This is a genomic window from Barrientosiimonas endolithica, assembly GCF_030296655.1.
In the GTDB taxonomy this organism is placed as follows: Bacteria; Actinomycetota; Actinomycetes; order Actinomycetales; family Dermatophilaceae; genus Barrientosiimonas; species Barrientosiimonas humi.
Genome location: NZ_AP027735.1, coordinates 2,356,613 through 2,382,263, shown reverse-complemented (window position 1 = coordinate 2,382,263; position 25,651 = coordinate 2,356,613). Strand labels below are relative to the sequence as shown.

Here is a 25,651-nt window from a genome sequence, read left to right as displayed (position 1 = left end):
GTTCGGCGCGAGCGACCAGGATGCAGTCCTTGCCAAGTCTTTACGTTGCTAACCCCGTCCGACACGCCGCGGATCGCTCATCATGAGGCCGCCGGCGTCCGAGGGGGCCGCCGTCAGGAGGAGAACGAAACATGGCGCGGGAGCGTGACAGGGGTTCGAGCGAGAAGCTGCCCAAGCCGACGGCGCAACGGCTGAGCAAGCCGTCGTGGCGCGACAGCCGACTCGTGATCGGCGTGCTGCTCATCGCCGCTGCGACGCTCGGGGAGCGGCGTTCGTGAACAAGCTCGACGACAGCGTCGAGGTCTACCGGGCGCGCACCAGTCTGGTCCCGGGTCAGCAGCTGACCCGCGCCGACGTGACGACGGTGCGGATCCGGCTCGACGACGTACGTCGGGGTTACCTCCCAGCAGACCGCGCCCTGCCCACGGGTCGGGTCCTGCGGGAGGTGCGAGGCGGTGAGCTGGTGCCCGCGTCCGCGGTCGGCTCCCCGAGCAAGGTGGGCGTCAAGGCCGTCGCCATCGAGATCGACCCGAGCCTGGCCTCGACGCTGACCCGCGGCTCCGTGGTCGATGTGTGGGTCAGCGCGAAGAAGGACCAGGCGGGGTCGGCGAAGTACGACCCGCCGGTGCGGATGGTGCAGCGGGCCGTGGTCTCGCGCGTGCCGCAGGAACGGCAGAACGGCCTCGGCATGGCCTCCGGCCAGCGGGCCGCCGTGCACGTGCTGGTGCCCGACGCCTCGGTGAACCGGGTCATCGGCGCGGTCAACACCGAGTCCAAGGTCACCCTGGTGGCGACCGCCGACTCGCCGATGCGGCCGCCGTCGTGATCACCGTCCTGACGGCCGTCGGTCCCCAGCTCGAGGCCCAGGCCGCGGTCCGGGTCGAGGCGACCTCCGGCGCCCGCCTGGTGCGCCGGTGCGCCGACGTGCCGGACCTGCTGTCGGCCGCCGCCGCGCACATCGCGCAGGTGGCGGTGCTGTCGGCCGACCTGCCCGGCCTCGACCGGGGCGTGCTCGGCGCGCTCACCGACGACGGGCTGCGCACCGTCGGCGTCCACGCCGCGGGCGACGAGGAGGCCCAGCGCCGGCTGCGACAGCTCGGGGTAGACCGGGTCATCTCCGCGCAGGCCACGGCCGAGGAGTGGTCCGAGCTCGTCGCGGGGCTGGGCGGCTCCGACACCGGCGCCGCCGCGGCGCCCCCGGCCACCGGCGACGGGCTCCCGGACACGGGCGAGGGCGCCGTCGACGAGGCGATCGAGCGCGAGCTGCTGGGCGGCGATGCTTCCGCGGGAGGGGCCCCGAGCGCACCGGGTGGCGATGACCCGGGCGGCGACGACGCCCGTCTCCGTCCGGACGCCGGGTCCACCCGTCCGCACAGGTCGCGACGGTCGCGACGGGGAGGGGCGGAGGACCCCGCCGGTGCCGACCCGGACCGGGCGGGCGGCGCCGGCCCGGACGAGGACCGGACCGCTGCCCCCGCGCGCGTGGTCGCGGTCTGGGGACCGGCCGGCTCGCCCGGGCGCACCACCGTGGCGGTCAACCTCGCCGCCGAGCTGGCCCGGCTCGGCCGCTCGGTGCTGCTCGTCGACGCCGACACCTACGGCGCATCGGTGGGGCAGGCGCTCGCGCTGCTCGACGAGGCGCCGGGGCTCGCCGCCGCGACCCGGCTGGCCGACACGGGCGACCTCGACCTGCCGCACCTGGCCGCGGTGGCGCCCACCGGCCCCACGGGCGTGCGGGTGCTGACAGGTCTGCCCCGCGCCGACCGGTGGAGCGAGATCCGTGAGGACGCCCTGCGCGAGGTGCTGCGCGTCGCCCGGCTGCTGGTCGACGTGGTCGTGATCGACACCGGCTTCTGCCTCGAGGAGGACGAGGAGCTCAGCTACGACACCCGGGCGCCGCGGCGCAACGTCGCGACGACCACGAGCCTGCGCGAGGCCGACGACATCCTCGTGGTGGGCAGCGCCGACCCGGTCGGGCTGCAGCGCCTGGTGCGCGGGCTCGACGAGGTCGGCGCGTTCACCTCCGAGCCACGGGTCGTGGTCACCAAGGTGCGCGCGTCCGCCGTGGGTGCGGGGGCCGACAAACGGGTCGCCGAGACGCTGCAGCGGTTCGCGGGGGTCGAGTCGCCGACGCTCGTGCCCGACGACCGCGCCGCGCTCGACTCGGCGATGCTCGAGGGGCGCGCCCTGTGCGAGGTGGCTCCCGGATCGGGTGCGCGCCGCGCGTTGGCCGCGCTCGCGGGCGAGCTCGCCGGGGTCGAGGTGGTGCTGCGCCGGCGGGGGCTGACCCGCCGCCGACGCGCCTCCGCGGCGACGGCCTGAGGCCCCGGCACCGGGCGTACGTCCGCGACGGACTGACCCGGGCCCGGCACGTTTGGCAGGATGGCGCCGTGACCGATCGGTTGAGCGCCCTCGACGTGTCCTTCCTCTATCTCGAGGACGCCAGCACGCCGTTGCACGTCGGCTCGGTGATGGTCTTCAAGCCGGGCAAGGACGACTTCGACCTCGACCGGCTGCTGGCGCTCGTGACGAGCCGGATCGCCTACGTCCCCCGATACCGCCAGCGGGTCAAGGACGTGCCGGGCGGCCTGCTCAACCCGGTCTGGGTCGACGACGCCGAGTTCGACCTGAGCTATCACGTGCGCCGCTCGGCGCTGCCGCGTCCGGGGTCGACCACCCAGCTCGAGGAGTTCGTCGCGCGCATCCAGGCGCGCCCGCTCGACCGCTCGCGGCCGCTGTGGGAGCTCTACCTCGTCGAGGGGCTGGCCCACGGGCGGTTCGCGATCGTCACCAAGACCCACCAGGCGCTGGTCGACGGCATCCACGCCATCGACCTCGGCCAGGTCATCGTCGACACCGCCGCCGACCGCGGCGACCCGGTGCCGCACACCTGGCACGCCCAGCGCGAGCCGTCCGGGGTCGAGCTGATGGCCCAGGCGGTGCTCGACGTGGTCCGCAGCCCCAGCCAGGTCGTCGAGGGCGTCAAGGCCGGCGTCGGTGACGCCTGGCACGTCGCGGGGCGCGCCCGCCAGGTCGCCGGCGACGTGGTGCAGGCCGTCGCCCGCTCGGCCGCGCGCCCGGCGCCGAGCAGCCCGCTCAACGTCGAGATCGGGCCGCACCGGCGGGTGCTCACGATCGACACCAGGCTGGCCGACTACCAGGCGGTGCGCTCGCGGGTGAACCGCGCCCGTGGCGGCATCGAGGTCAGCGTCCACGACGTCGTGCTGGCCGTCATCGCCGGCGGGCTGCGCAACTGGCTGCTCACCCGCGGCGAGTCGGTGTCGGGCGGGGAGTCGGTGCGCGCGCTCGTGCCGGTCAGCACCCAGCCGCAGGAGGCCGAGGAGAGCAGGTCGCGGCGCTCGTGGTCGACCTGCCCGTCGGCGAGCCCAGCCCGACCATGCGCCTGCACCAGGTGGCCTACTCCATGCACCAGCAGATGGAGAGCAGCCAGGCGATGACCGCCGCGGCCCTGCGCGAGATCGCCGGCTTCGCCCCGCCCACGCTGCACTCGCTCGGCGCGCGCGTCGGCAGCGCCATGACGCGCCGCATCTCCAACCTGGTCGTGACCAACGTGCCGGGCCCGCAGCAACCGCTCTACGCCGGTGACGCGCGGATGGTCGCGAGCTACCCCGTGATCCCGCTCGGCAAGGGGCAGGCGCTGTCGATCGGTCTGACGTCCTACGACGGCGGGGTCTACTTCGGGCTCAACGCCGACCGGGCCGCGATGCCCGACCTCGACGTGCTCGGGCAGTGCCTCACCGACGCGCTGGCCGAGCTGGGCGAGGATGAGGCCTCATGAGCTCGCTGACCCGCATCTACCTGCCGCTGACCGCCGCCGACCTCGACGAGCTGGCGACGAGCCATGAGCTGTCGCTCGACGGACGCCTCGCGACCGGAGTCACCGACGCCCTGCGCGAGTCGGCCCCGCAGGACGACGACGAGGGTTGGGAGTTCACCGCCACCCAGGACGCCGCGGCGGCCACCGCGGACGGGCAGCGCGTGGTCGTCGCCGCGGCTGACGTTCCCGACGACAAGGTTCAGCCCGCCGGCGGCGAGATCGCCTCTGCCGTCACGGTTTCCGGCGTCCTGTCTCGTCAGCGGGTGGCCAGTCTGCACCTGGGTGACGAGGGCGTACGTCCGGAGCCGGGTGAGGAGCTCGAGCTCAGCTGGTACGACATCACCGAGCTCGACGAGGTCCGCCGGCTGCTGGGCGATGACTGACCAGGGCTTCCCGCTCAGCCGCGACGAGGCCGTCGCCACGGCGCGTCGGCTCGTGACCGGGCGCTTCTCCGACGCCCGGTGCGCCTGGCTCGCGGGGAGCGTGGTCGCCGGCACGGCGACCAGCACCTCCGACCTCGACATCGTCGTGCTGCTCGACGGGCCGCCGGCGCCGTTCCGCGAGTCGCTGGTGCACGAGGACATCCCCGTCGAGCTGTTCGTGCACACGCTCGGCTCGATCGCGCACTACCGCGCCAAGGACCGCTCGCGGCGGCAGCCGACGATGGCGCGGCTGATCGCCGGGGAGTGGTGCTGGTCGACCGCGACAACGTGGCGGCCGACCTCGCGACGGCCTGCCTCGACGAGGTGCTCGCCGGCCCGGATCCGTTGCCGCAGCACGAGATCGACGCGGCGCGCTATCACGTCACCGACCTGCTGGCCGACCTCGAGGGCGCCGTCGACGAGACCGAGCGCGCGGTGCTCGTCGCGGCGCTGTGGGAGCAGGCGGCTCGGCTGCTGCTCGGCCACGACCAGCAGTGGCAGGGCTCCGGCAAGGGGCTGCTGCGCGCGCTGCAGGCGCGCGACCGGGCGCTCGGCGACGACCTCGGCGCCCGGCTCACCCAGGGCCTCACCGCCGGCCCGGCCGCCCTCGACGCCGCGGTGCGCGGGGTGCTCGAGCACTGCGGCGGCGCGCTGTTCGCCGGTTATCGCGTCGGGGGCGTGAGCGGTCCGTCGTCGAGCGCGTGACCACGCGCGGTGGGGCGGGCGTACCTCCTGCGGGCGCATGACACGATGAGGTGACCCCCACAAGGGATGCCGACGACGTCACCCGAAGGAGCCATCGATGGACGCTGTGACCCAGGTCCCCGCCCCGATCAACGAACCGGTCCTCGACTACGCGCCGGGCAGCCCCGAGCGCGCCGCGCTCGAGGTCGCGCTGGTCGAGATCGGCAGCGAGCAGGTCGACCTGCCGCACACGATCGGCGGCAAGCAGGTCATGGGCGGCGGCAAGAGCATCAAGGTGCGCCAGCCGCACGCGCACAAGTTGGTCCTGGGGACCATGAAGAACGCCACCGTCTCCGACGCGGAGTCCGCGGTCGAGGCGGCCAAGCAGGCGGCGCCGGCCTGGCGCGACCTGTCCTTCGACGACCGGGCGTCGGTGCTGCTCAAGGCCGCCGACCTGCTGTCCGGCCCGTGGCGCCAGAAGCTCAACGCCGCGACCATGCTCGGCCAGAGCAAGACCTGCTTCCAGGCCGAGATCGACAGCGCCTGCGAGCTCATCGACTTCTGGCGCTTCAACGTGCACTTCGCGCGGCAGATCCTCGCCGAGCAGCCGCCGGCCAACGCGCGCGGCGTCTGGAACCGCACCGACCACCGCCCGCTCGAGGGCTTCGTCTATGCGGTCACCCCGTTCAACTTCACCGCGATCGCCGGCAACCTGCCCACCGCCCCGGCGCTGATGGGCAACACGGTCGTCTGGAAGCCCTCGCCCACCCAGACCCGCGCGGCCGTGCTGATCATGGAGCTGCTGCAGGCGGCCGGCCTGCCCGACGGCGTCATCAACCTGGTCACCGGCGACGGGCTCAACGTCTCCAAGGTCGCCCTGGCCGACCCCGACCTCGCCGGCATCCACTTCACCGGCTCGACCCCGACCTTCCAGCACCTGTGGCAGGAGGTCGGCAACAACCTGCAGGCCTACCGGTCCTACCCGCGCCTGGTCGGCGAGACCGGCGGCAAGGACTTCATCATGGCCCACCCCTCGGCCGACCCCGACGTGCTGCGCACGGCGATGATCCGGGGCGCGTTCGAGTACCAGGGCCAGAAGTGCTCGGCCGCCTCGCGCGCGTACGTCCCCGCGTCGCTGTGGAAGCAGATCAAGGGCGACCTGGTCGACCTGACCCAGGCCATCAGCCAGGGTGACGTCACCGACTTCAGCAACTTCATGGGCGCCGTCATCGACGACCGCGCGTTCGCCAAGCACAAGGCCGCGATCGACATGGCCCACTCGCACCGCGACGTGCAGGTCCTCGCGGGCGGCACGTACGACGACAGCGTCGGCTACTTCGTGCGGCCCACCGTGCTCGAGGTCGGCAACCCCGACCACGAGCTGTTCTCCACGGAGTACTTCGGCCCGATCCTCGCGGTGCACGTCTTCCCCGACCGGGAGTACGACAAGGTGCTCGACCAGATGGAGTCCGTCGCGCCGTACGCCCTCACCGGCTCGATCATCGCCCAGGACCGGGCGGCCATCGCCGAGGCCGCGCACCGTCTGCGGTTCGCCGCCGGCAACTTCTACGTCAACGACAAGCCGACCGGTGCGGTCGTCGGGCAGCAGCCGTTCGGCGGCGGCCGGGGCAGCGGCACCAACGACAAGGCCGGCGCCGCGCAGAACCTGATGCGCTGGACCAGCACCCGCTCGATCAAGGAGACGTTCGTCCCGCCGACGAGCTACGAGTACCCGCACATGGGCTGAGCCGGGCGGCGCGCTACCTCACCGGCGCTCAGGCGCCGGTGAGGTAGGCCGCGCCCTCGCGCTCCTCGACCTTGATGCCGTGCACCACCGCGGGGGCGACGGCCTTCTCGATCTGCCCGCCCACCAACGGGATTCCCGCCTTGACGTCCGCGTCGAGGCGCAGCGTGGTGCCCTCGCCGGCGGGGGTCATCGTGAGCGTGCCCTTCATCGTGACGGGCGTGCCCTTGATCTGTACGTCGGCGCGGCCCGAGCGCGAGCCGTCACCGGCGGCGGGCTCCCAGGTCTGGGTCTCGACGACCTCCAGGCCGTCCTTGACGAACTTCTGGAACTGGCTGGGCAGCCCGTCGGTCGGCATCCGCCGGGAGGTGACGACGGTGGCGCCGTCGCCGGCCGCCTGCTCGACCGACACGTCGAACGAAAGAGCCCCCGAGGCCGCGCACTTGCGCTCCTGGAACGCCGGGTCGGTGATCATCGCCCAGACGCGGTCGGGGGTGGCGGCGTAGGTCCAGGTCTCGGTGATCTTCATCCGGGCAGCGTAGTGCGGGCCACCTGCTCGACCGCGCGCTCGGCGCGCCGCAGCGCGGAGGCGGCCCGGGTCGCCTCGTCCTCGTCGGAGCCGCCGTCGAGCGGCCCGCCGCGCGCCGCCCGGTCGCGCTCGTCGGCGACCGTCGCGCCGAGCTCGGCGACGGACTCGGCCAGCCGCTCGGCGCTCGCAGCGAGGAGCTCGCCGCGTGAGTCTGCTTGCGCGGCAACGCTGCTCGCGGTCGATCGCAGATCGCGTGCGGCTCCGGCGAGGTCGCCGGCGGCGGCCTGCGCGCTGCTCGCCAGCGCCGGCAGCGATCCGCCGCGCAGCCGCTCGACGGCCGACGCGCGCTCGGCCGCGGTGTCGCGCGCGAGGGGAGAGGCGGGGAGCGGCCGCGTCGTCACCGGCCCGGACCGGGGCGCCCGGGACCCCGTCCGTCGCGACCTCGTCCGTCGTGCCAGCGCCGGCGCGCAGCGCGTCGTGCCAGTCGAGGACGGCGCCGGCGAGCCGCTCGACCGCACCCGCGAACGCCTCCGCCGTGCGCGGGTCGGCACCGTCGAGGTGCACCGAGAGCAGCCGGGTGGCGATCCCCGCGAGACGCGTCGGCGCTGCGGGATCCACGGGGGTCATCCGGCCAGCCTAGGCGCGCGCAGGACACTGCGCGGGCGCACTGTGCACAACCCGGCCCACGCCCTGCCCGCGGTCGTCCCGGCGCGGCCGGCGGGCGTACGTGGGGATCCCGGACAGCGACCCGAGGGCGGGTCATGGGCGGCGAGCCACTGCCGTAGCATCGGGGCGGGCCCACAACGACGTGGGCTGTCCACTCCGCGTCCCTGAGGTAAGCGCGTTCGATGACATCTGTCGATCAGTCCCGGTCCGACATCATCAAGGCCACCAGCGAGAAGTCTCCGCCGGGCCCCGCCTCCCAGGTGTGCGAGACCTACTTCCGCCACCTCGACGACGACGAGCTGCGCACGGCGGGCCCCGAGCACCTCAGCGGCATCGTCCGCAGCCACGTCTCGCTCGCCCAGCAGCGCGGCGACGGCGAGGCCAAGGTGCGCGTCTTCCGCCCCACCCGCGGCACCGACGGCTGGACCAACTCCTACGCCGTGCTCGAGGTCGTCACCGACGACATGCCCTTCCTCGTCGACTCGGTGATGGCCGAGCTGACCCGGCACGACCGCGACGTGCGCCTGCTCGTCCACCCGCAGCTGCGGGTGCGGCGCGGCCCGACCGGCGAGCTGCTCGAGATCGACCCCGCGACCGACGGTGACGACACCGGGGTGCGCGAGGAGTCGTGGATCCACATGGAGATCGACCTCGCGCTCAACGACGAGGCCGACGAGCGCCTCGAGCGCGACCTGCGCCGCGTGCTCGGCGACGTGCGCGAGGCCGTCGAGGACTGGCCCAAGATGCGCGCGGCCGCGCTGTCGATCGTCGAGGACCTGGGCGAGCACCCGCCGCGCGAGGTGCCGCAGGACATCACCGACCGCACCCAGGAGTTCCTGCGCTGGCTGGCCGACAACCACTTCACGTTCCTCGGCTACAAGGAGTACGTCCTCGACGTCGTCGACGGCGAGGACGTGCTGCGCTCGGTGCCCGGCACCGGCCTGGGGGTGCTGCGCTGGGACGGCGCCAACAAGTCGCAGAGCTTCAGCCGGCTCACCGGTGAGGCCCGCGCCCGCGCCCGTGAGCCCGAGCTGCTGATCCTCACCAAGGCCAACTCGCGGGCCACCGTGCACCGCCCGGCCTACCTCGACTACGTCGGCATCAAGACGTTCGACGAGGCCGGCCGGGTCGTCGGCGAGAAGCGCTTCCTCGGCCTCTACACCTCGACGGCCTACACCGACCCCGTACGCCGGGTGCCGGTCGTGCGCGAGCGCGTCGACAAGGTGCTCGCCCGCAGCGGGTTCGACCCGCACAGCCACTCCGGCAAGGACCTCATGCAGGTGCTGGAGACCTATCCGCGGGACGAGCTGCTGCAGACCTCCTCCGAGCAGCTGCACCGGATGGCCACCGGCGTGGCGCGGCTCGGCGAGCGGCGGCAGTCGCGGCTGTTCCTGCGCCGGGACGACTACGGCCGGTTCGTCTCGGCGATGGTCTACATCCCGCGCGACCGCTACAACACCGCCGCACGGCTGCGCATGGAGCAGATCCTGCGCGACGCGTACGACGCCGAGAGCGTCGACTACACCACGTCGGTCGGCGAATCCTCTTTGGCCCGACTGCACTTCGTCGTCCGGGTGAAGCCGGGCACCTCGATCGACGAGGTCGACGAGAGCAAGCTGCAGGACAAGATCATCGAGGCCACCCACTCCTGGAGCGAGCGGCTGGCCGAGCAGTCGCGCAAGGAGGACGGCGACGACGCCGCGGCCCGCATGACCTCGCTGTACTCCCGGGCGTTCCCCGAGGCGTACAAGGAAGACTTCTCCCCGCGCCAGGGCGTGGCCGACCTCAAGCGGCTCGAGGCGCTGCAGGGTGCCGACGACACGCTGCTCACCCTCTACCGCGAGCCGGGCGCCGACGAGCGGGAGCGGCGGTTCAAGCTGTTCCGCCGCTCGCCGCTGATCCTCACCGACGTGATGCCGGTCTTCACCGACCTCGGCGTCTCGGTCACCGACGAGCGGCCGTACGAGATGAAGCGCGCCGACGGCGAGACGGTCTTCATCTACGACTTCGGCCTGCGGGCGCGCGACGCGCGCGTGTGGGGCTCCGGCGAGCAGGGCGTCGCGGCGATCCGCGAGGTGTTCCAGGACGCCTTCTCCGCGGTCTGGGAGGGCCGGGCCGAGAGCGACCGGTTCAACGAGCTGGTGCTCGCCGGCGGGCTGACCTGGCGGCAGGTCGTCATCCTGCGCGCGGTCGCGAAGTACCTGCGCCAGATCGGCAGCACGTTCAGCGACAACTACCTCATCGAGGCGCTCACCTCCAACCTCGACCTGGCCCGCGCGCTGGTCGAGCTGTTCGAGACCCGCTTCGACCCCGAGCGCCCCGACCAGGGTCGCGACGACGCCGAGCAGCAGGTGCTCGACCGCATCGACGCCGCACTCGACGACGTCGCGAGCCTCGACCACGACCGGATCATCCGTTCGTTCGTCGGTGTCATCCGAGCGACGTTGCGCACCAACGCTTTTCAGGTCGACGGCGACGGTGCGCACCGTCCGGTCGTCAGCTTCAAGATCGACTGCAAGGCCGTCCCGGGGCTGCCCAGCCCGAAGCCGATGTTCGAGATCTGGGTCTACAGCCCCCGGGTCGAGGGCGTGCACCTGCGCTTCGGCAAGGTCGCGCGCGGCGGTCTGCGCTGGAGCGACCGGCGCGAGGACTTCCGCACCGAGATCCTGGGCCTCGTCAAGGCGCAGATGGTCAAGAACGCCGTCATCGTGCCGACCGGCTCCAAGGGCGGCTTCGTCGCCAAGCAGCTGCCCGACGCCAGCGACCGCGAGGCCTGGCAGGCCGAGGGGATCGAGGCCTACAAGGGGTTCATCTCCGGCCTGCTCGACGTGACCGACAACCTGGTGTCCGGCGAGGTCGTACCCCCGAGCAGGTCGTGCGCCACGACCCCGACGACACCTACCTCGTCGTCGCCGCCGACAAGGGCACCGCGACCTTCTCCGACATCGCCAACGGCGTCGCCCAGGACTACGGCTTCTGGCTCGACGACGCGTTCGCCAGCGGCGGCTCGGCCGGCTACGACCACAAGGCCATGGGCATCACCGCCCGCGGGGCGTGGGAGTCGGTCAAGCGGCACTTCCGCGACATGGGCGTGGACTCCCAGACCGAGGACTTCACCGCGGTCGGCGTCGGAGACATGAGCGGCGACGTGTTCGGCAACGGCATGCTGCTGTCGGAGCACATCCGGCTGGTCGCGGCCTTCGACCACCGGCACATCTTCGTCGACCCCGACCCCGACGCGGCGACCTCGTTCGCCGAGCGGCGCCGGCTGTTCGACCTGCCGCGCAGCTCGTGGGCCGACTACGACGCGGACCTGATCTCCGAGGGCGGCGGCGTCTGGCCGCGCACCGCGAAGTCGATCCCGGTCAGCCCGCAGATGGTCACCGCGCTCGGGCTCGCCGAGGGCACCACCTCGATGACCCCGGCCGAGCTGATGAAGGCGGTGCTGCTGGCGCCGGTCGACCTGCTGTGGAACGGCGGCATCGGCACCTACGTGAAGTCGGCCGTCGAGAGCAACGACCAGATCGGCGACCGCGCCAACGACGCCATCCGCGTCGACGGGCGCGACCTGCGGGTCAAGGTCATCGGCGAGGGCGGCAACCTCGGCGCCAGCCAGCTCGGCCGCATCGAGGCCGCCCAGGCGGGCGTGCGCGTCAACACCGACGCCATCGACAACTCCGCCGGCGTCGACACCTCCGACCACGAGGTCAACATCAAGATCCTGCTCACCGAGCAGATGCGCTCGGGCGAGCTGTCGCTGGAGCAGCGCAACGAGCTGCTGGAGTCGATGACCGACGAGGTCGCCGTGCAGGTCCTGCGCGACAACTACGAGCAGAACACCCTGCTCGGCAACGCGCGCGCCCAGGAGGGCGCCATGGTCACCGTGCACCAGCGGCTGATCCACTGGCTCGAGGAGCGCGGCGAGCTCGACCGCGAGCTGGAGTTCCTGCCCTCCGACGACGAGATCGCCGCCCGCGCGGCGCAGGGCAAGGGCCTCACCTCGCCCGAGCTGTCGGTGCTGCTGTCCTACGCCAAGCTGGCGCTCAAGGCCGACCTCGACGGCAGCGCGCTCACCTCCGACCCGTGGTTCGACCGCACCCTGGCGCACTACTTCCCCGAGCCGCTGCGCGAGCGTTACGCCGACGCGCTGCGCGAGCACCCGCTGCGCGACGACATCGTCGTCAACTCGGTCGTCAACTCGCTGGTCAACCGCGGCGGCATCACCTTCGCCTACCGGGCGCTCGAGGAGACCGCCGCCGACCCCGAGCAGGTGATGCGGGCGTACGTCGTGGCCCGGGAGGTCTTCGGCATGAGCGAGTTCGTCGCCCAGGTCGAGGCGCTCGACAACAAGGTCTCGACCCAGGCGCAGACCGAGCTCTACCTGGAGTTCCGCCGGCTCATCGACCGCGCCACCCGGTGGCTGCTGCACTCGCGGCCGGCCCACCTGGACGTCGGCAGCGAGATCGAGCGCTTCCGGCCCGCGGTGCGCGAGCTCAGCCCGAAGGTGCCCGACATGCTCAGCGGGGCCGAGCGCGAGCGCTGGGAGCGGTCCGTCGAGCAGCTGCTGGGCGAGGGGTTGCCGCGCGAGCTCGCCGAGCGGGGCGCCGCGCTGCTCGACACGTTCTCGCTGCTGGACATCGTGGAGCAGGCGCGCGAGCGCGAGGAGCCGGTCGCCGACGTGGCCGCGGTCTACTTCGTGCTCAGCGAGCGGCTCGGCATCGACCGGCTGCTCGGCGCCGTGTCGCAGCTGCCGCGCGAGGACCGCTGGGACTCCTCGCCCGCGGCGCCGTGCGCGACGACCTCTACTCCGTGCTCGACAGCCTCACCGGCACGGTGCTCGCCGGCACCGAGCCCGGCACCGACGCACAGGCCCGGGTCGACGGCTGGTCCAGCGAGAACGAGGGCGCGATCGGCCGGGGCCAGCAGGCCCTCGACGGGCTCGCCGACCTGGAGGAGCCCACGCTCGCTGCGCTGTCGGTGGCGCTGCGCACCCTCCGCACCGTGATCCGCTCGGGCTCCGCGTCCTGATTCCTGGTTGTTTCGGCGAAGATGCGTCGCGGCGACGGTGCGCGAACGTCTCGGCGACGATGCCGGGCGGCGCGCAGCGAAGCAAGCGGCGCCCGGAGGAGGAGCTGAGACCGAAGAATTAGGCTCAGGTCATGCCGACGCTGGCTGATGTGCTCGACGAGCAGACCGGACTCGACGACGCAGCCACCGAGTGGCTGCACGACCTCGTCGGGGACTGGCAGCTGCTGTCGGACCTGTCGTTCGGCGACCTGGTGCTGTGGGTGCGCCGACCCGACGAGCAGTGGGTGGCCGCGGCGCACGTGCGCCCCACGACCGGGGTCGGGATCTTCGTCGACGACCTCGTCGGGCGGGTGGCCGACCACGAGCGGCTGCCGATGATCCAGCAGGCGTTCACCGAGCGCCGGCTGGTGCCGGGCGGGCACCCGGTCTGGCACGGCGACGCCCCGGTGCGCGAGGAGGCCATCCCGGTCCGCCCGCGCGGCGCGACCCAGCCCGTCGCCGTGGTGACCCGGCACACCAGCCACGCCTCGATGCGCACGCCGAGCCGGCTCGAGGTGACCTATCTCGCGACGGCCGACGCGCTCGTACGCATGATCGCCACCGGCGCCTTCCCCACCCAGGCCGGGCAGACCGGCCGGCGACGCGGCGCGCCCCGGGTCGGTGACGGCGTGCTGCGGCTGGGGTCCGACGGCGCGGTGCTGTACGCCAGCCCCAACGCGGTCTCGGCCGTGCACCGGCTGGGATACACCGGGGCGGTCGTCGGCGCGCGCCTCGCCGAGGTGCTGGCGCCGTTGGTCGACGGGCTCGACGAGGAGCAGGTGCCGGTGCTCAGCGGGCAGCTGCCGTGGGCGACCGAGGTGCGCAACCGCGGCGCGAGCATGACGGTGCGCTCGATCCCGCTGTCGGAGGCGGGACGGCGGACCGGTGCGGTGCTGCTGGTGCGCGACGTGGGGGAGCTGCGCCGCCGCGAGCGCGAGCTGCTGACCAAGGACGCCACGATCCGCGAGATCCACCACCGGGTGAAGAACAACCTGCAGGCGGTCGCGGCGGTGCTGCGGCTGCAGGGGCGGCGCCTCGCCGACCCGATGGCCCGGGCCGCGCTCGACGACGCCGGGCGCCGGGTCGCGACCATCGCGTTGGTGCACGACACGCTCAGCCACCGGCTCGACGACACGATCGACTTCGGGCTCATCGCCCAGCGCGGGCTGCAGGCCGCGATCGACGTGGCCAACCGCAGCGACGCGCGCGCCCGCGGCCGGTTGCGCGGGGCGTTCGGGCAGATGCGCAGTGACGACGCGACACCACTCGCGATGGTGCTCGCCGAGCTGGTGCAGAACGCCGTCGAGCACGGGCTGGGCGAGGACGGCGGCGTCGTCGAGGTCGAGGCGCGGCGGCTCGCCGCGGACGGGAGCCCCGACCCGGCGGGGGAGCGGCTCGAGGTCGAGGTGCGCGACGGCGGGCCGGGCCTGCCGGCGGGGTTCGAGCCCGGCCAGGGCGGGCTCGGGCTGCGCATCGTGCTGTCGCTGGTCGATGACCTGGGCGGCGAGATCGCCTGGGCCGACGACCCCGCGGGCGGCACGGTGGTGCGCTTCCACGCGCGGCTGCGGCCGATGGAGCCGTTGGACCCCGAGGACGGGGCGGGCGAGGCGCCGTCCGACGGCGACCCCGACGACGGCGACCGCGGCCGGGCATGACGAGGCCCCCGGAGCCGGTGGCTGCGGGGGCCTGTGAGAAGGTGCGGCTGTGGGTCAGCCGGCGCGGCGGGCCCGGGCGTTGCGGCGCTTGAGGGCGCGGCGCTCGTCCTCGGACAACCCGCCCCAGACCCCGGCGTCCTGACCGGTCTCCAGGGCCCACTTCAGGCAAGTGTCGATGACCTCGCAGCGTCGGCAGACGGCCTTGGCGTCCTCGACCTGCTGGATCGCGGGGCCGGTGTTCCCGATGGGGAAGAACAGCTCCGGGTCCTCCTCGAGGCAGGCAGCGCGGTCGCGCCAATCCATGCGTGGTGCTCCTCGTTCTTGAGTCGGTTGCGGCGGCAACGGTGCGCCACCAAGCAGTCGTGCAAGGGAAAGTCTCAGTCGGGACGGTACGCGTCCGGTAGACCTGCTGGGGCGAAGTCGCGCAGCATCTCCCGGCACAAACTGCTCATCCACTCTCACAGATCGTGAACGCCTTCACAAGGTGTTCACCTGAGATTTTCGATACCGAAGGGTGAGTCCTTGGTCACAGTGTTCACCAGGCGGACGGCGGTCGTACGCCCTCGTCTAACCTCGGGGCGTGACCGACCAGCCCGCAGTCCCCGACTCGACCGGCCGCACGGCGGCAGTGCTGATGGCGGCCCAGGGGTTGGTGCTGGTCGGGCTCGGCGTGGTGCTCGGGGTCGACCTGGCGCGCGGTGACGTCGGCGACGCCACCCAGGCCTGGACCGAGATCGCGCTGCTGGTCGTCTTCGCGGCCGGTGCGTTCGCCCTCGCGGCCGGGCTGCTCAGCGGCCGCGGCTGGGCCCGCACCCCGAGCCTGGTCTGGAACCTGATGCTGCTGCCGGTGGCGTTCTCCATGCTCGGCGCCGGCCAGATCCCGCTGGGGTCGGCGGTGCTGCTGCTCGCGCTGGTGACGATCGTGTTCGTCTGGCGCGCACCCTCGGTCGATCTCGAGGACGCCGAGGGCTGAGCGGCCCCGCCCGCTCGCCCCAGGTGACCGGGCCCCCTGCGTCCGGGCGGTGCCGGCGCGCCTAACGTCGAGGGTGTAGGCGAACACCCCTCGACGAAGGAGACGAGATGAGCGCAGCACTGCTCCCCGCGCCCGACGACGACACCACGGGCCTGCAGGGCAAGCACCTGATCTACACCTACGCCAACGGCTGGCGCTACGAGCTGTTCGTGAAGAACGCCGGGGAGATCGACTACCGGATCCACTCCGGCGACGTCGCCGGCCGCTGGGTGAAGGGGCAGCCCGTCCAGCTGAGCCGGCTGGGCGAGCAGGTGTTCACGGTGTCCTGGAACGAGCCCACCGGCACCTGCGTCAGCCTCGTCGTCAACCTGGCCGACCGCTGGGTGCACGGGGCCATCTTCTTCGCCCAGTGGGTGCACCAGGACCCCGCGCGCACGGCGCTGTTCCAGAACGAGCACCTGGACGAGATGTACGCCCTGCGCGACCAGGGTCCGGTCGCGCCGCTGGAGCTGCTCGACGAGGCCGCCACGATCACCTTCGTCGAGCAGTGCGACGTCGACGACGACACCGTCATCGACCGCGCACCGAGCGAGCTGCCCGAGGGATACGTCGACCGGACGAGCTGACCAGGCGTCGCGGCCGGTCGGCCGGTGCCCGGTCCGCCGGGGCGCGGTCGGCCGGGGCGCGGTGGCTACTGGGCCCGGGCCATCTTGCCGGCGAGCAGCTGGATGACGCCGGGGGAGACCTCGGTGCGGAACGCCTCGCGGGAGGCCTCGTAGGTCGGCTTGAGCCGGGTGAAGCCGATGCCGCTGAACCAGACCTCGGCCGCGAGGCCCGGCCGCTGCACGAGCACCCGGGTGGTGGTGCCGTCGGTGTAGGCCGAGGAGGCCCCGAGCACCCCGTTGCGGTAGAAGGTGTAGAGCCCCGGTCGTTCGCCCGACCGGGCGCGCTGCGCGGCGAGCGTGGACGACCAGCTGCGCCCGACCGCGTCGGGGGCGCCGATGCTGCGGATGCTGACCACGAGGCGGCTGGCGTCCTCGGCGGGCTCGCCGCGCAAGGTCAGCGTGAGGGTGCAGGTGGCGTTGCGGGCGGTGCTGCCGCCCCCGGGCAGCTGCCCCGGCTGGCAGTCGGAGGCGCGCACGCCCGACAGGCCGGGGACGACCTGGGCGAGCTCGGTCTCGGTGAACAGCTGTCCGGCGTCGGGCCAGGAGCTGTCCGGCGAGAGCCCCCGGCGGGGGCGGGCTGCACGTCGAAGGGGCGCTCGACCTGCAGGTTGCGCGCGACCGGGGCGGGTGCGTCGGAGCCGAGCGCGGGCGGCGCGTAGGTCGTCGACGGGGCCGGCCGGACGCTGCTGGTCGCGCTGCCCGTCGGGCCGGTGCTCGACGTCGCGCCCGGGGCGGTGGACGCTCCGCCGGTCGCGGTGGCCGAGGCGCCGGGCGCCGACGTGGGGGTCGCGCCCGGGGCCGCGGGGGCGTTGGTCGAGATGCGGCTCGGCGTCGCCGCGGGCTGGGCCGAATCGGTCTGCGGAGAGCGGACGACGGCGTACGACGGCACGGCGACGAGCATGGCGGTCGCGACGCCGGCGGCGACCGCGATCCGTCGGGATGAGGGCATCAGAACTTCCTGGGGAGGAGGGTCACGAACGTCTCGACCAGCGTCGGGAAGGCTTGGGTGCGCACCGCCTCGTTGTTCTTGGCGGGGTCGTCCTGGTTGAGCAGGTTGTCGTCCATCGACACGTCGAACCACGCTGCCACCTGGCCGTCGGAGACGACGAACGAGCCCAGCCCGCTCTGCCGCAGCAGGACCCGGCGGGCGCCGTAGGTGCCGTCGACGTAGAAGTTGTCGCCGGCGGCGTTCTCGCCGCGGTAGGTCTGGCGCACGCCGTCCCAGGACTTCACGACCTCGCTGTCGGCGCCGATGCCGCGCAGCTGCAGCCGGAACCGGGCGGCGTCGGAGCCGATGACGCCGCGCTTGACCTCCCAGCTGCACTGGGTGTTCTTCGGGGTCAGGCCACCGACGCTGTTGTAGGTGCCGAACGCGCACAGCCGCGGGTTGCCCAGCGACAGGCTGGGGAAGATCCCCTTGAGCTGGTCGCTGTTGAGCAGGGTCTGGATGTCGGGCCAGGTGTTCGGGTCGACCATCGCCGACTTGCCGCCCTCGGGCAGGCTCACCTGGAGCGCATCGAGCTTCCCGACCTTGGCCTGCCCCCGGTCGCCGGTCTCGCCGGGCTTGTCGGACGGGTTGGCCGCGCCCGCGGTGGTCCAGGCGGTGGGGGCCTCGGTGGGCGTCTGCTGGGCCTGCTCGTCGCCGTCGCCGCAGGCGGTGAGCGCGACGGCCAGGGTCGCGGCCCCGGCGAGCAGACGCGTGGTGCGCGCGGCGCGGCGCCGGCTGCCCGTCATGTCGTCCTCCTCGGCCAGGAGGTCACCCCTGCGGTGCCCCCAGGTCAGTATGCCGTGAGCGGGCGACGATCCGGCCCCCTCCCCGTGCGGGTGTCGGGAGGCACCCGCCGCCCCCTCGCACACTGGACCGGCGTCCGCCTCCCGCGCGGGTGTCGGGCGGGGCGAGTTGCGTGCGGGCGTCGTGGACGTCACGGCGGCAGTGCCACCTGGACCTCCAGCGGACGACCTCGCTGCACCAGCACCCCGCGGCCCGGGAGCAGGCGCCGCGCGGCCGGCACCACGGTGCCGAGCAGGTCGCCGTCGTTGCGGCCGGGCTGGAGCAGCAGCCCGGTCTGCCGCCGGCGCAGGTCGTGGGCGACCCCGCGGAAGCCGGCCACCAGGTCGGCGGTGGTGCCGGCGACCAGCAGCGACCCGTGACCGTGGGCGCACCAGGTGAGCCAGGTGCGCGCCAGCTCGTCGAGCGGGCCGTCGCCGAGCAGCTCGACGTCGTCGACGACCAGCGTCGCGGGCCGCTCGGTGAGCCGCTGCCACAGCGCGTCGGGGGAGTCGGCGTCGGCCGGCTCGATCCCCGGCGGCAGTCCGGTGGGGGCGCCCGCGCACCCGAGCCACAGCACCGGACCCTCGGCGCGCAGCTGGTGGGCCAGGGTGAGCAACGCGCTGGTGCGCCCGCTGCGGGGCGGGCCGGCCACGAGCGCGACCCGGCCGTGCACGGGGTCTGGCTGCAGGCGTACGGGCTCGGCGACGTCGCCGCCCAGTCCCAGCAGCAGGCCGGACGGGTGCTCGTGGTCCGTGGGGCCGGGCGCGGGCAGGGCGGCCCACGCCAGGCGGTCGGGCAGCCCGGAGAACCGGCGCGGGCGGAACCGCTGCGGGGGCGGGGCGCTCGCGGCGACCCGGCGCAGCGCGGCCGACTGCTCGGCGCCGCCCGCACCCTCGGCGGGCGCGGCCACCTGCAGCTCGTGCGCGTCGGGCAGCACCAGCGCACGGCCGGGCGGCATCTCGCGGGGCACCTGGGTGGGCCGCAGGCCGGCCATCACGAGGTCCATCTCGTCGGCCATCCGCAGCACGAGGCGGTGGGTGATCGCCCCGGCCACCCGTCCGGACAGCGCCGCGCGCCCACCCGTCAGCAGGACCGCGACGCCGACGCCGGCGCCGTCGCGCAGCACCTGCACCACGGCGTCGACGACGGCCGGGTCGTGCAGCTCGTACTCCTCGTGGAAGGCGTCCCACCCGTCGAGCACGAGCAGGACGTAGGGGAGCGGGTCGCCCGCGCCGGGGTCGCGTCGCTGCTCGGCGAGGTCGCTGTGGTCGCCGGCCGCGAGCACCTGCTGGCGCCGGGTCACCTCCTCGGCGAGGAAGGCCAGCAGCCGGCCGGTCTGGGTGGGGTCCTGCCCGCCGACGACGGCGCCGACGTGGGGCAGCGCGGCGAGCGCGGACAGCGCCCCGGACGGGTCGATGGCATAGACGTGCAGGTCGTCCGGCGACCACGCGCTCGCGAGGCTCGCGCAGACGGTCCGGGCCGATGTCGTACGTCCGCTGCGGGGTCCGCCGACGACGGCCAGGTGGCCGCTGGGCAGGCTCCAGCCGAGCGTGGTCTGCGTCTGCTCGGCGGGGAGGTCGAGCAGGCCGAGGACCGCCACAGGGACGTCGGGGTCGGCCGGTGTGTCGCCGAGAACCTTTTCGGCACAGGTAGATTCGGACGCAGAGACGCGGGCGGGGAGCGTCGGCAGCCACGGCGACGGCTGGCGCGGGATGTCGTGGCTCGCGTCGTCGAGGAGGGTCACGACCCGGCTTAGGTCGCTGTCGTCGACGGCGGCCGCGGGGGCCGGGGCGGCGCGCACGCGACCGGTGGCCGGATCGACGGGGAGCACCTGCACGGTGCGCCCCCGGTCGGCCGGGCCGCCGACGCGTGCGGTCTGCACCGCGACCGGCGGGGTCGAGCCGGTGCGCAGCAGCGCGCGGCCAGGGGTGTGCGTGCTGATCCGGGCCGCGTCCGGCGACTCGATGATGTCCTCGGAGTCGCCGGCCTCGCGCACCCGCAGCGCGATGCGCAGGTTGACGTTGGCCCGGATGTCGGCGGTGACGACCCCGGCCGGCCGCTGGGTCGCGAGCACCAGGTGGATGCCGAGGCTGCGACCGACCGCGGCGATGCGCACCAGCCCGTCGATGAAGTCGGGCAGCTCCTCGGCCAGCACCCGGAACTCGTCGATGACCAGGACCAGCCGGGGCACGGTGGCGTGGTCGCCGCGCAGGGCCTGGTAGTCCTCGAGGTCCTTGGCGCCGACCTCGCCGAGCAGCCGCTCGCGGCGCTTGATCTCGGCCTCGAGCGACTCCAGCGCCCGGCGGGTGAGGAAGGGGTCGAGGTCGGTGACCAGCCCGACGGTGTGCGGCAGGTCGACGCAGTCCTTGAACGCGGCGCCGCCCTTGTAGTCGACCAGCAGGAAGGTCAGCTCGTCGGGCCGGTTGCCGAGGGCCAGCGACGCGATGAGCGTCTGCAGCAGCTCGGACTTGCCGGAGCCGGTGGTGCCACCCACCAGCGCGTGCGGGCCGTCACGCACCAGGTCGACGGTGACCGGGCCGTCGGCGCCCAGGCCGAGCAGGATCTCCGTGGAGCGTCGCCGGGCGGCCCAGCGGCGGCGTACGGCGGGGGCGGCGGGTGCCTCGTCGTGCAGGTCGAGCAGCCGCACCTGCGCGGGCGGCTCGCCACCGCGCGCGCCGGGGGTGGCGTCGACGAGCGGGCTCAGGGCGGCGGCGAGCTGGTCACGCCAACCAGGCGCGGGAAGGTCTGGGACACAACGGGATTCGTCGTCACCGTGCAGCACCGCAGCCTCGCACGCGGAGTGGATGACCGCGGTGACCTCGCAGTCGGGCGGCAGCTCGGCGAGGGTGCTGCCGGTCGCGACGACTGCGACGCCGTGGTCGCGTCCGTGCTGCAGCAGGTCGTGCACGAGCGGACGGCGCCCGGGTCCGTCGCCGTCGAGCAGGACGACCGTGTGGACGGCCGGCGCTTGGTGGCTGCGCTCCTCGCGCTCGCGCGCCCAGGGGGCGAGCAGGGCGGTGGTCAGGTCGTCGTCGGGGTCGAGCACCGTCGGCGCTGACACCGGCTCGGCCCGCAGCTGGGGGAGCCAGGCGAGCCAGCCCCAGCGCTCGGTCGCGCCGGGGCGCTCGGTGAGCACCAGGATGCGCAGCAGGGCAGGGGAGTGGGTGGCCACGAGCTGCCCGAGGAGGCCGTCGACGGCGCGGCCGAGCAGGTCGACCGGGCGGCCAGGCCGACCACCCGGTGGTCGGCGATCGGGACGGTGATCGGGCACTCGGCGAGGTCGTGCGTCTCGCGGGAGCCGTCGGTGGCGCGCACGGTCACCGACGAGCGCAGGCTGCCGGTGCCGACCCGCCACAGCAGGTGGTCGGGGTCGCCCGGGCGACGAGCCCAGCACCGACCCTCGCGGGCCTGGGCGAGCAGCTCGGCGAGGTCGGGTGCGAGGCGCCGCCGGTCGCGCAGCTCGCGATCGAGGTGCTCGCGCACCTTGCGCTCGAGAACCTCTGTGCGCGAACGGAACTCGGCGCGCTGAGCTCGACGTGAGCGGCGTCCGGTGCGGTGGTCGTGGAGGTACTGCCCGAGCATCATCAACGGGCTGAAGGCGGCGAACGCGAGGAACATCGGGCTGCGCAGGACCAGGGCCAGCACGAGGGCGGCCGGGATCGGCAGCAGCAGCATCAACCAGGGCAGCGAGAACTCGTGGTCGTGCGGCGGGTGCGGCCGGTCGAGCTCGTGGCTGGTCAGCTCCGGGACCTGGCGCGGCGGGCGCGACAGCGCGAGCCGGCCGGCTCGCGTCGGCAGCGGTCGAGGGCTCGACGGCGCGGTGAGCCTGCTGACCGTGCTCCCGGTGCGCAGCCGGTGACCGACCTGCAGCTCGCGCGGTGCCTCGCGCACCGGGCGGCCGTCCACGGCGGTGCCGTTGGTCGAGCCGAGGTCGTGCACCTGCACCCGTCCGTGATCGAGCTGCAGGCGCGCGTGCGCGCGGGACAGCGACGGGTCGAGCAGCGGGATGTCGCACGCGGGGTCGCGACCCAGCACCCCGCCGGCGGTCAGCGGGTGCAGCGAGCCGGCCGCCGGCCCCTCGGCGACCGCGAGCTCCAGCAGCGGGCGGCGCCCGGCCGCTGACGGGCGGTCGGTGAGCTGGGTCGCGTGGAGCAGCGGTGACCGGCCGAGCAGGTGGGCGTCGTCGACCTCGGTGGCGCCGGCGTACAGCGGGGTGGCGGGCCAGCGGCCCGGCAGCAGCGGACGGACCTCGCCGAACGTGGTGGCGCTGTCGCCGGTGACCACGACGCTCGTCGGCTCGCCGCCGGACGTCGGGACGAGCGTGACCGCGATGCTGATCGGCTCCGGTCGTGCGGGCTTGGTGCTCACGGCCGGAGTATGCGGCGGGAGCGGGCCTGCTCGCCGGGAGCGCGGGGCGCGCCTGTGGACAAGGCGGCGACTGACGTACCCGTAGGTATGGAGTTGTTAAAGATTGCTGTGGATACCGCCACAGCCCCTCCCGGTTGGCTTTCATGACTCCTCGTGCCGGGTCATCCGGCCCGGGAGTCGCCGTCGGGGGTCGGCGCCTCTCGTCGCAGAGGGACGAGGCAGGGGTATGGAGGGCATCCACGTCATCGAGGGCGAGGTCCGCGAGCTGATCCGTCGGCAGCGGCTCGATCCCGCGAGCGACCGTGACGTGCTGCAGGGTCTGGTCGACGACGTCGTGCGCGACTACGAGGAGCGCTCGCTGCACGGCGGCCTGGCGCCGCTCGGCGACCGCGACGCCGCCACGCGCTCGGTGCTCGACGCCGTGGCCGGGCTCGGCCCGCTGCAGCAGTACCTCGACGACCCCACGATCGAGGAGATCTGGATCAACGAGCCGGCGCGCGTGTTCGTCGCCCGGTCCGGGGTCCCCGAGCTCACGCCGACCATCCTCACCGAGGAGCAGGTCAAGACCCTCGTCGAGCGGATGCTCAAGCCGTCCGGGCGCCGCGTCGACCTCAGCTCGCCGTTCGTCGACGCGGCCCTGCCCGACGGCTCGCGGCTGCACGTCGCGATCCCCGACGTCACCCGGCAGCAGTGGCTGGTCAACATCCGCAAGTTCGTCGTGCGGGCGCACACCCTCGACGACCTGGTGTCGATGGGCAGCATGCCGCAGCAGGCGGCGCGCTTCCTGTCGGCCGCGATCGCCTCGGGGCTCAACGTGCTGGTCTCCGGCGGCACCCAGGCCGGCAAGACGACCATGCTCAACTGCCTCGCCTCGGCGATCCCCTCGCACGAGCGGGTCGTGAGCTGCGAGGAGGTCTTCGAGCTCAAGCTGCCGCTACGCGACTGGGCCGCGCTGCAGTGCCGGCAGGCCAGCCTGGAGGGCACCGGTGAGATCCCGCTGCGGCGGCTGGTCAAGGAGGCGCTGCGCATGCGGCCCTCGCGCGTCATCGTCGGCGAGGTGCGCCAGGAGGAGAGCCTCGACCTGCTGATCGCGCTCAACAGCGGACTGCCCGGCATGTGCACCATCCACGCCAACAGCGCTCGCGAGGCCGTCATCAAGATGTGCACGCTGCCGCTGCTCGCCGGCTCCAACGTGAGCAGCACGTTCGTCGTCCCGACCGTGGCCAGCGCGATCGACGTGGTCGTGCACGTCGTGCTCGAGCGCGACGGCCGCCGCCGGGTGCGCGAGATCGTCGCCCTGCCCGGTCGCGCCGAGGGCGACGTCGTCGAGCTGTCCGACCTGTTCGTCTCGCGCGGCCGGTCGCTCGAGCGTGGCGACGGGTTCCCGCCCCACGTCGAGCAGTTCGAGCGCGCGGGCTTCGACGTCAACGAGCTGCTCGGGAGCCACGGATGACCGGCACAGCCCTCGGGCTCACGCTCGGGCTGGGGCTGTTCTGCGTCTGGTGGTCGTTCTGGCCGCGCACCGAGGAGCCGGTCGACGCCGGCCGGCCCAGCCGCGCCGACCGGTTGCGCGACGACATCGCCCAGGCCGGGTGGTCCGCCGTCACCGTCGGCCGGCTGCTCACCGCGTGCGTGCTGCTCGGCGTCTGCGGCGGGCTGCTCGTGCTCGGCCTGACGCGCGTACCGGCCCTCGGTCTGCTCGCGGCCGGCGGTGCCGGCTACGCCCCGATCGCGCTGCTGCGGGCGCGCGCCCGGCGGCGGCGCAAGCAGCTGCGCGACGTCTGGCCCGACGTGGTCGACCACATCGCCTCGGCCGTGCGCGCCGGCCTGGCTCTCCCCGAGTCGCTGGCCCAGCTGTCGGTGCGCGGACCGGAGGAGCTGCGCCCGGTCTTCGCCGACTTCGCGCAGGACTACCGCACCACCGGCCGGTTCCACGACTGCCTCGACGCGCTGAAGACCCGGCTGAGCGACCCGGTGGCCGACCGGCTCATCGAGTCGCTGCGCATCGCTCGCGAGGTCGGCGGCACCGACCTCGGCCGGCTGCTGCGGACCCTGTCGACCTTCCTGCGCGAGGACGCGCGCACCCGCGCCGAGCTCGAGGCCCGCCAGAGCTGGACGGTCAACGCCGCGCGGCTGGCGCTGTGCGCCCCGTGGATCGTGCTGCTCATGCTGGCGACCAACGGCCAGTCGCTCGACGCCTACCGCACGCCCGCCGGGGTGCTGGTGCTGGCGTTCGGGGGAGCGGTCTCGCTGCTGGCCTACCGGATCATGCGCCGCATCGGCCGGCTGCCCGAAGAAGTCCGGATCATGCGATGAGCCTCGAAGCGCTCACCTGGAGCTGGCCCGGTGCCGTGCTCGGTGCGGTCGTCGGCGTCGGGCTGCTGCTCGTGCTGCGCGGGATCCCGGCCGGGCGACGCCCCGACCTCGCCGACCGGGTGGGGCCCTACGTCAGCGACAAGCCGCGTCCCTCGCGGCTGCTGCAGCCGACCGCCGACCTCAGCGTGCACCGGTTGCTGCGGCCGGTCCTCGGCCGGCTCGGCGCGCTGGTCGACCACCTGCTCGGTGGCGCCACGTCCGTACGCCGGCGGCTGGAGCGGGCCGGGCAGCCCACCGACGTCGAGGGGTTCCGTGCCCAGCAGGCCCTGTGGGGAGTGCTCGCCGGCCTGGGCGGCATCGTCTTCGCGACCACGCGGGTGCTGCGCTCGGGCACGTCGATCCCGGTGGCCGTGCTGCTCATCCTGCTGTCCGTCATGGCCGGCGTGGTGGCCAGGGACCAGAAGCTGACCCGCGACGCGCGTCGCCGCGAGGAGCGCATTCTCGCCGAGTTCCCTTCTGTCGCAGAGATGCTCGCGCTCGCGATCACCGCGGGCGAGGGCGCCGCGGCCGCCCTCGAGCGGGTCACCAAGCTCAGCCGCGGTGAGCTGTCGGGCGAGCTCGGTCGCTGCCTGGCCGACGCCCGCGCCGGCGCCTCGCTGCCCGAGGCGCTGCAGGGGCTCGCCGACCGCACCGGCATCCCCAGCCTCGCCCGGTTCGTCGACGGCATCGTCGTGGCGGTCGAGCGCGGCACCCCGCTCGCCGACGTGATGCGTGCCCAGGCCCAGGACGCGCGCGACGCGGGCAAGCAGCTGCTGCTCGAGGAGGGCGGCCGTCGTGAGATCGCGATGATGGTCCCGGTCGTCTTCCTCGTGCTCCCCGTCACGATCCTCTTCGCCGTCTTCCCCGGCCTGTCCGTCCTCCAGCTCGGAGGCCCCTGATGTCCGAAACCGCCT

At 73.8% G+C, this 25,651-nt stretch carries 21 protein-coding genes and 2 pseudogenes; 16 read left to right on the top strand and 7 right to left on the bottom strand.

The window, feature by feature from the left end:
- Positions 1-131 precede the first annotated feature (131 nt).
- From QUE40_RS12060 to pruA, 9 genes and pseudogenes are all read left to right on the top strand, one after another.
- Positions 132-278 (top strand): hypothetical protein, encoded by a 147-nt coding sequence (locus QUE40_RS12060; RefSeq protein WP_289231109.1) that lies wholly within the window; start codon positions 132-134, stop codon positions 276-278.
- Positions 275-826 carry an SAF domain-containing protein gene (locus tag QUE40_RS12055; RefSeq protein ID WP_289231108.1) on the top strand — a complete coding sequence of 184 codons (552 nt, stop codon included), beginning with the start codon at positions 275-277 and terminating at the stop codon, positions 824-826. The genes QUE40_RS12060 and QUE40_RS12055 overlap by 4 nt, the downstream gene beginning before the upstream one ends.
- A complete protein-coding gene (locus QUE40_RS12050) occupies positions 823-2,322 on the top strand; it encodes a CpaE/TadZ family protein (RefSeq protein WP_289231107.1) in 1,500 nt (499 codons plus the stop codon). The genes QUE40_RS12055 and QUE40_RS12050 overlap by 4 nt, the downstream gene beginning before the upstream one ends.
- A gap of 68 nt (positions 2,323-2,390) precedes the next feature.
- The gene (locus QUE40_RS12045; protein WP_289231106.1) at positions 2,391-3,458 is read left to right on the top strand and encodes a wax ester/triacylglycerol synthase domain-containing protein; all 1,068 of its coding nucleotides are present in this window, start codon (positions 2,391-2,393) and stop codon (positions 3,456-3,458) included.
- Positions 3,398-3,799 carry a WS/DGAT domain-containing protein gene (locus tag QUE40_RS12040; protein WP_289231105.1) on the top strand — a complete coding sequence of 134 codons (402 nt, stop codon included), beginning with the start codon at positions 3,398-3,400 and terminating at the stop codon, positions 3,797-3,799. Before QUE40_RS12045 ends, QUE40_RS12040 begins: the two co-directional genes overlap by 61 nt.
- Positions 3,796-4,221, top strand: a complete 426-nt coding sequence (locus QUE40_RS12035; RefSeq protein ID WP_142005852.1) for a DUF6912 family protein — start codon at positions 3,796-3,798, stop codon at positions 4,219-4,221. Before QUE40_RS12040 ends, QUE40_RS12035 begins: the two co-directional genes overlap by 4 nt.
- Positions 4,214-4,351, top strand: a pseudogene (locus tag QUE40_RS19265) (hypothetical protein); the annotation flags it as partial. The gene QUE40_RS12035 and the pseudogene QUE40_RS19265, both read left to right, overlap by 8 nt.
- Positions 4,352-4,527: 176 nt before the next feature.
- Complete coding sequence (locus QUE40_RS12030; protein WP_289231104.1) at positions 4,528-4,965, top strand: hypothetical protein; 438 nt, start codon at positions 4,528-4,530, stop codon at positions 4,963-4,965.
- A gap of 97 nt (positions 4,966-5,062) precedes the next feature.
- Entirely contained in the window at positions 5,063-6,691 is a 1,629-nt protein-coding gene (gene pruA / locus QUE40_RS12025; RefSeq protein WP_289231103.1) for an L-glutamate gamma-semialdehyde dehydrogenase, read from the top strand.
- A 28-nt stretch (positions 6,692-6,719) separates the two neighbouring features.
- On the opposite strand, the gene QUE40_RS12020 is transcribed toward pruA, so the two are convergent.
- Positions 6,720-7,217: a DUF2505 domain-containing protein gene (locus QUE40_RS12020; RefSeq protein ID WP_142005849.1), complete on the bottom strand. Its 498-nt coding sequence runs from the start codon at positions 7,215-7,217 to the stop codon at positions 6,720-6,722.
- On the bottom strand, positions 7,214-7,618 hold the full coding sequence (locus QUE40_RS12015; RefSeq protein WP_289231102.1) for a hypothetical protein: 405 nt from the start codon (positions 7,616-7,618) through the stop codon (positions 7,214-7,216). The genes QUE40_RS12020 and QUE40_RS12015 overlap by 4 nt, the downstream gene beginning before the upstream one ends.
- A 447-nt stretch (positions 7,619-8,065) precedes the next feature.
- On the opposite strand from QUE40_RS12015, the pseudogene QUE40_RS12010 reads away from it, so the two are divergent.
- Together QUE40_RS12010 and QUE40_RS12005 are read left to right on the top strand one after the other, a co-directional pair.
- Positions 8,066-12,911, top strand: a pseudogene (locus tag QUE40_RS12010) (NAD-glutamate dehydrogenase).
- Positions 12,912-13,042: 131 nt separating this feature from the next.
- Positions 13,043-14,605 carry a sensor histidine kinase gene (locus QUE40_RS12005; protein ID WP_289231101.1) on the top strand — a complete coding sequence of 521 codons (1,563 nt, stop codon included), beginning with the start codon at positions 13,043-13,045 and terminating at the stop codon, positions 14,603-14,605.
- A 54-nt stretch (positions 14,606-14,659) separates the two neighbouring features.
- Here the strand turns inward: QUE40_RS12005 and QUE40_RS12000 are convergent, their stop codons facing one another.
- A complete protein-coding gene (locus QUE40_RS12000) occupies positions 14,660-14,908 on the bottom strand; it encodes a WhiB family transcriptional regulator (RefSeq protein WP_142005845.1) in 249 nt (82 codons plus the stop codon).
- A 277-nt stretch (positions 14,909-15,185) separates the two neighbouring features.
- Here QUE40_RS12000 and QUE40_RS11995 point away from each other — a divergent pair, with 277 nt between their 5' ends.
- Both QUE40_RS11995 and QUE40_RS11990 read left to right on the top strand, forming a co-directional pair.
- The gene (locus QUE40_RS11995; protein WP_289231100.1) at positions 15,186-15,578 is read left to right on the top strand and encodes a hypothetical protein; all 393 of its coding nucleotides are present in this window, start codon (positions 15,186-15,188) and stop codon (positions 15,576-15,578) included.
- Positions 15,579-15,685: 107 nt separating this feature from the next.
- Positions 15,686-16,204, top strand: coding sequence for a phenolic acid decarboxylase (locus QUE40_RS11990; RefSeq protein ID WP_142005843.1), 519 nt, complete (start codon positions 15,686-15,688; stop codon positions 16,202-16,204).
- A 65-nt stretch (positions 16,205-16,269) separates the two neighbouring features.
- Here QUE40_RS11990 and QUE40_RS11985 read toward each other — a convergent pair whose 3' ends face one another.
- From QUE40_RS11985 to QUE40_RS11970, 4 genes are all read right to left on the bottom strand, one after another.
- On the bottom strand, positions 16,270-16,719 hold the full coding sequence (locus QUE40_RS11985) for a hypothetical protein (RefSeq protein WP_289231099.1): 450 nt from the start codon (positions 16,717-16,719) through the stop codon (positions 16,270-16,272).
- Positions 16,720-17,191: 472 nt separating this feature from the next.
- Positions 17,192-17,977: a hypothetical protein gene (locus QUE40_RS11980; RefSeq protein ID WP_142005841.1), complete on the bottom strand. Its 786-nt coding sequence runs from the start codon at positions 17,975-17,977 to the stop codon at positions 17,192-17,194.
- A 188-nt stretch (positions 17,978-18,165) separates the two neighbouring features.
- Positions 18,166-20,661: an FtsK/SpoIIIE domain-containing protein gene (locus QUE40_RS11975; protein WP_289233078.1), complete on the bottom strand. Its 2,496-nt coding sequence runs from the start codon at positions 20,659-20,661 to the stop codon at positions 18,166-18,168.
- 374 nt (positions 20,662-21,035) lie between these two features.
- Entirely contained in the window at positions 21,036-22,382 is a 1,347-nt protein-coding gene (locus tag QUE40_RS11970; protein WP_289231098.1) for an FHA domain-containing protein, read from the bottom strand.
- 226 nt (positions 22,383-22,608) lie between these two features.
- Here QUE40_RS11970 and QUE40_RS11965 point away from each other — a divergent pair, with 226 nt between their 5' ends.
- Genes QUE40_RS11965 through QUE40_RS11955 form a run of 3 tightly spaced genes read left to right on the top strand, consistent with a single transcriptional unit; the run spans position 22,609 to position 25,636 of the window.
- A complete protein-coding gene (locus QUE40_RS11965; protein WP_142005839.1) occupies positions 22,609-23,835 on the top strand; it encodes a TadA family conjugal transfer-associated ATPase in 1,227 nt (408 codons plus the stop codon).
- On the top strand, positions 23,832-24,698 hold the full coding sequence (locus QUE40_RS11960; RefSeq protein WP_142005838.1) for a type II secretion system F family protein: 867 nt from the start codon (positions 23,832-23,834) through the stop codon (positions 24,696-24,698). Before QUE40_RS11965 ends, QUE40_RS11960 begins: the two co-directional genes overlap by 4 nt.
- A complete protein-coding gene (locus QUE40_RS11955; protein ID WP_142005837.1) occupies positions 24,695-25,636 on the top strand; it encodes a type II secretion system F family protein in 942 nt (313 codons plus the stop codon). Before QUE40_RS11960 ends, QUE40_RS11955 begins: the two co-directional genes overlap by 4 nt.
- Positions 25,637-25,651 lie beyond the last annotated feature (15 nt).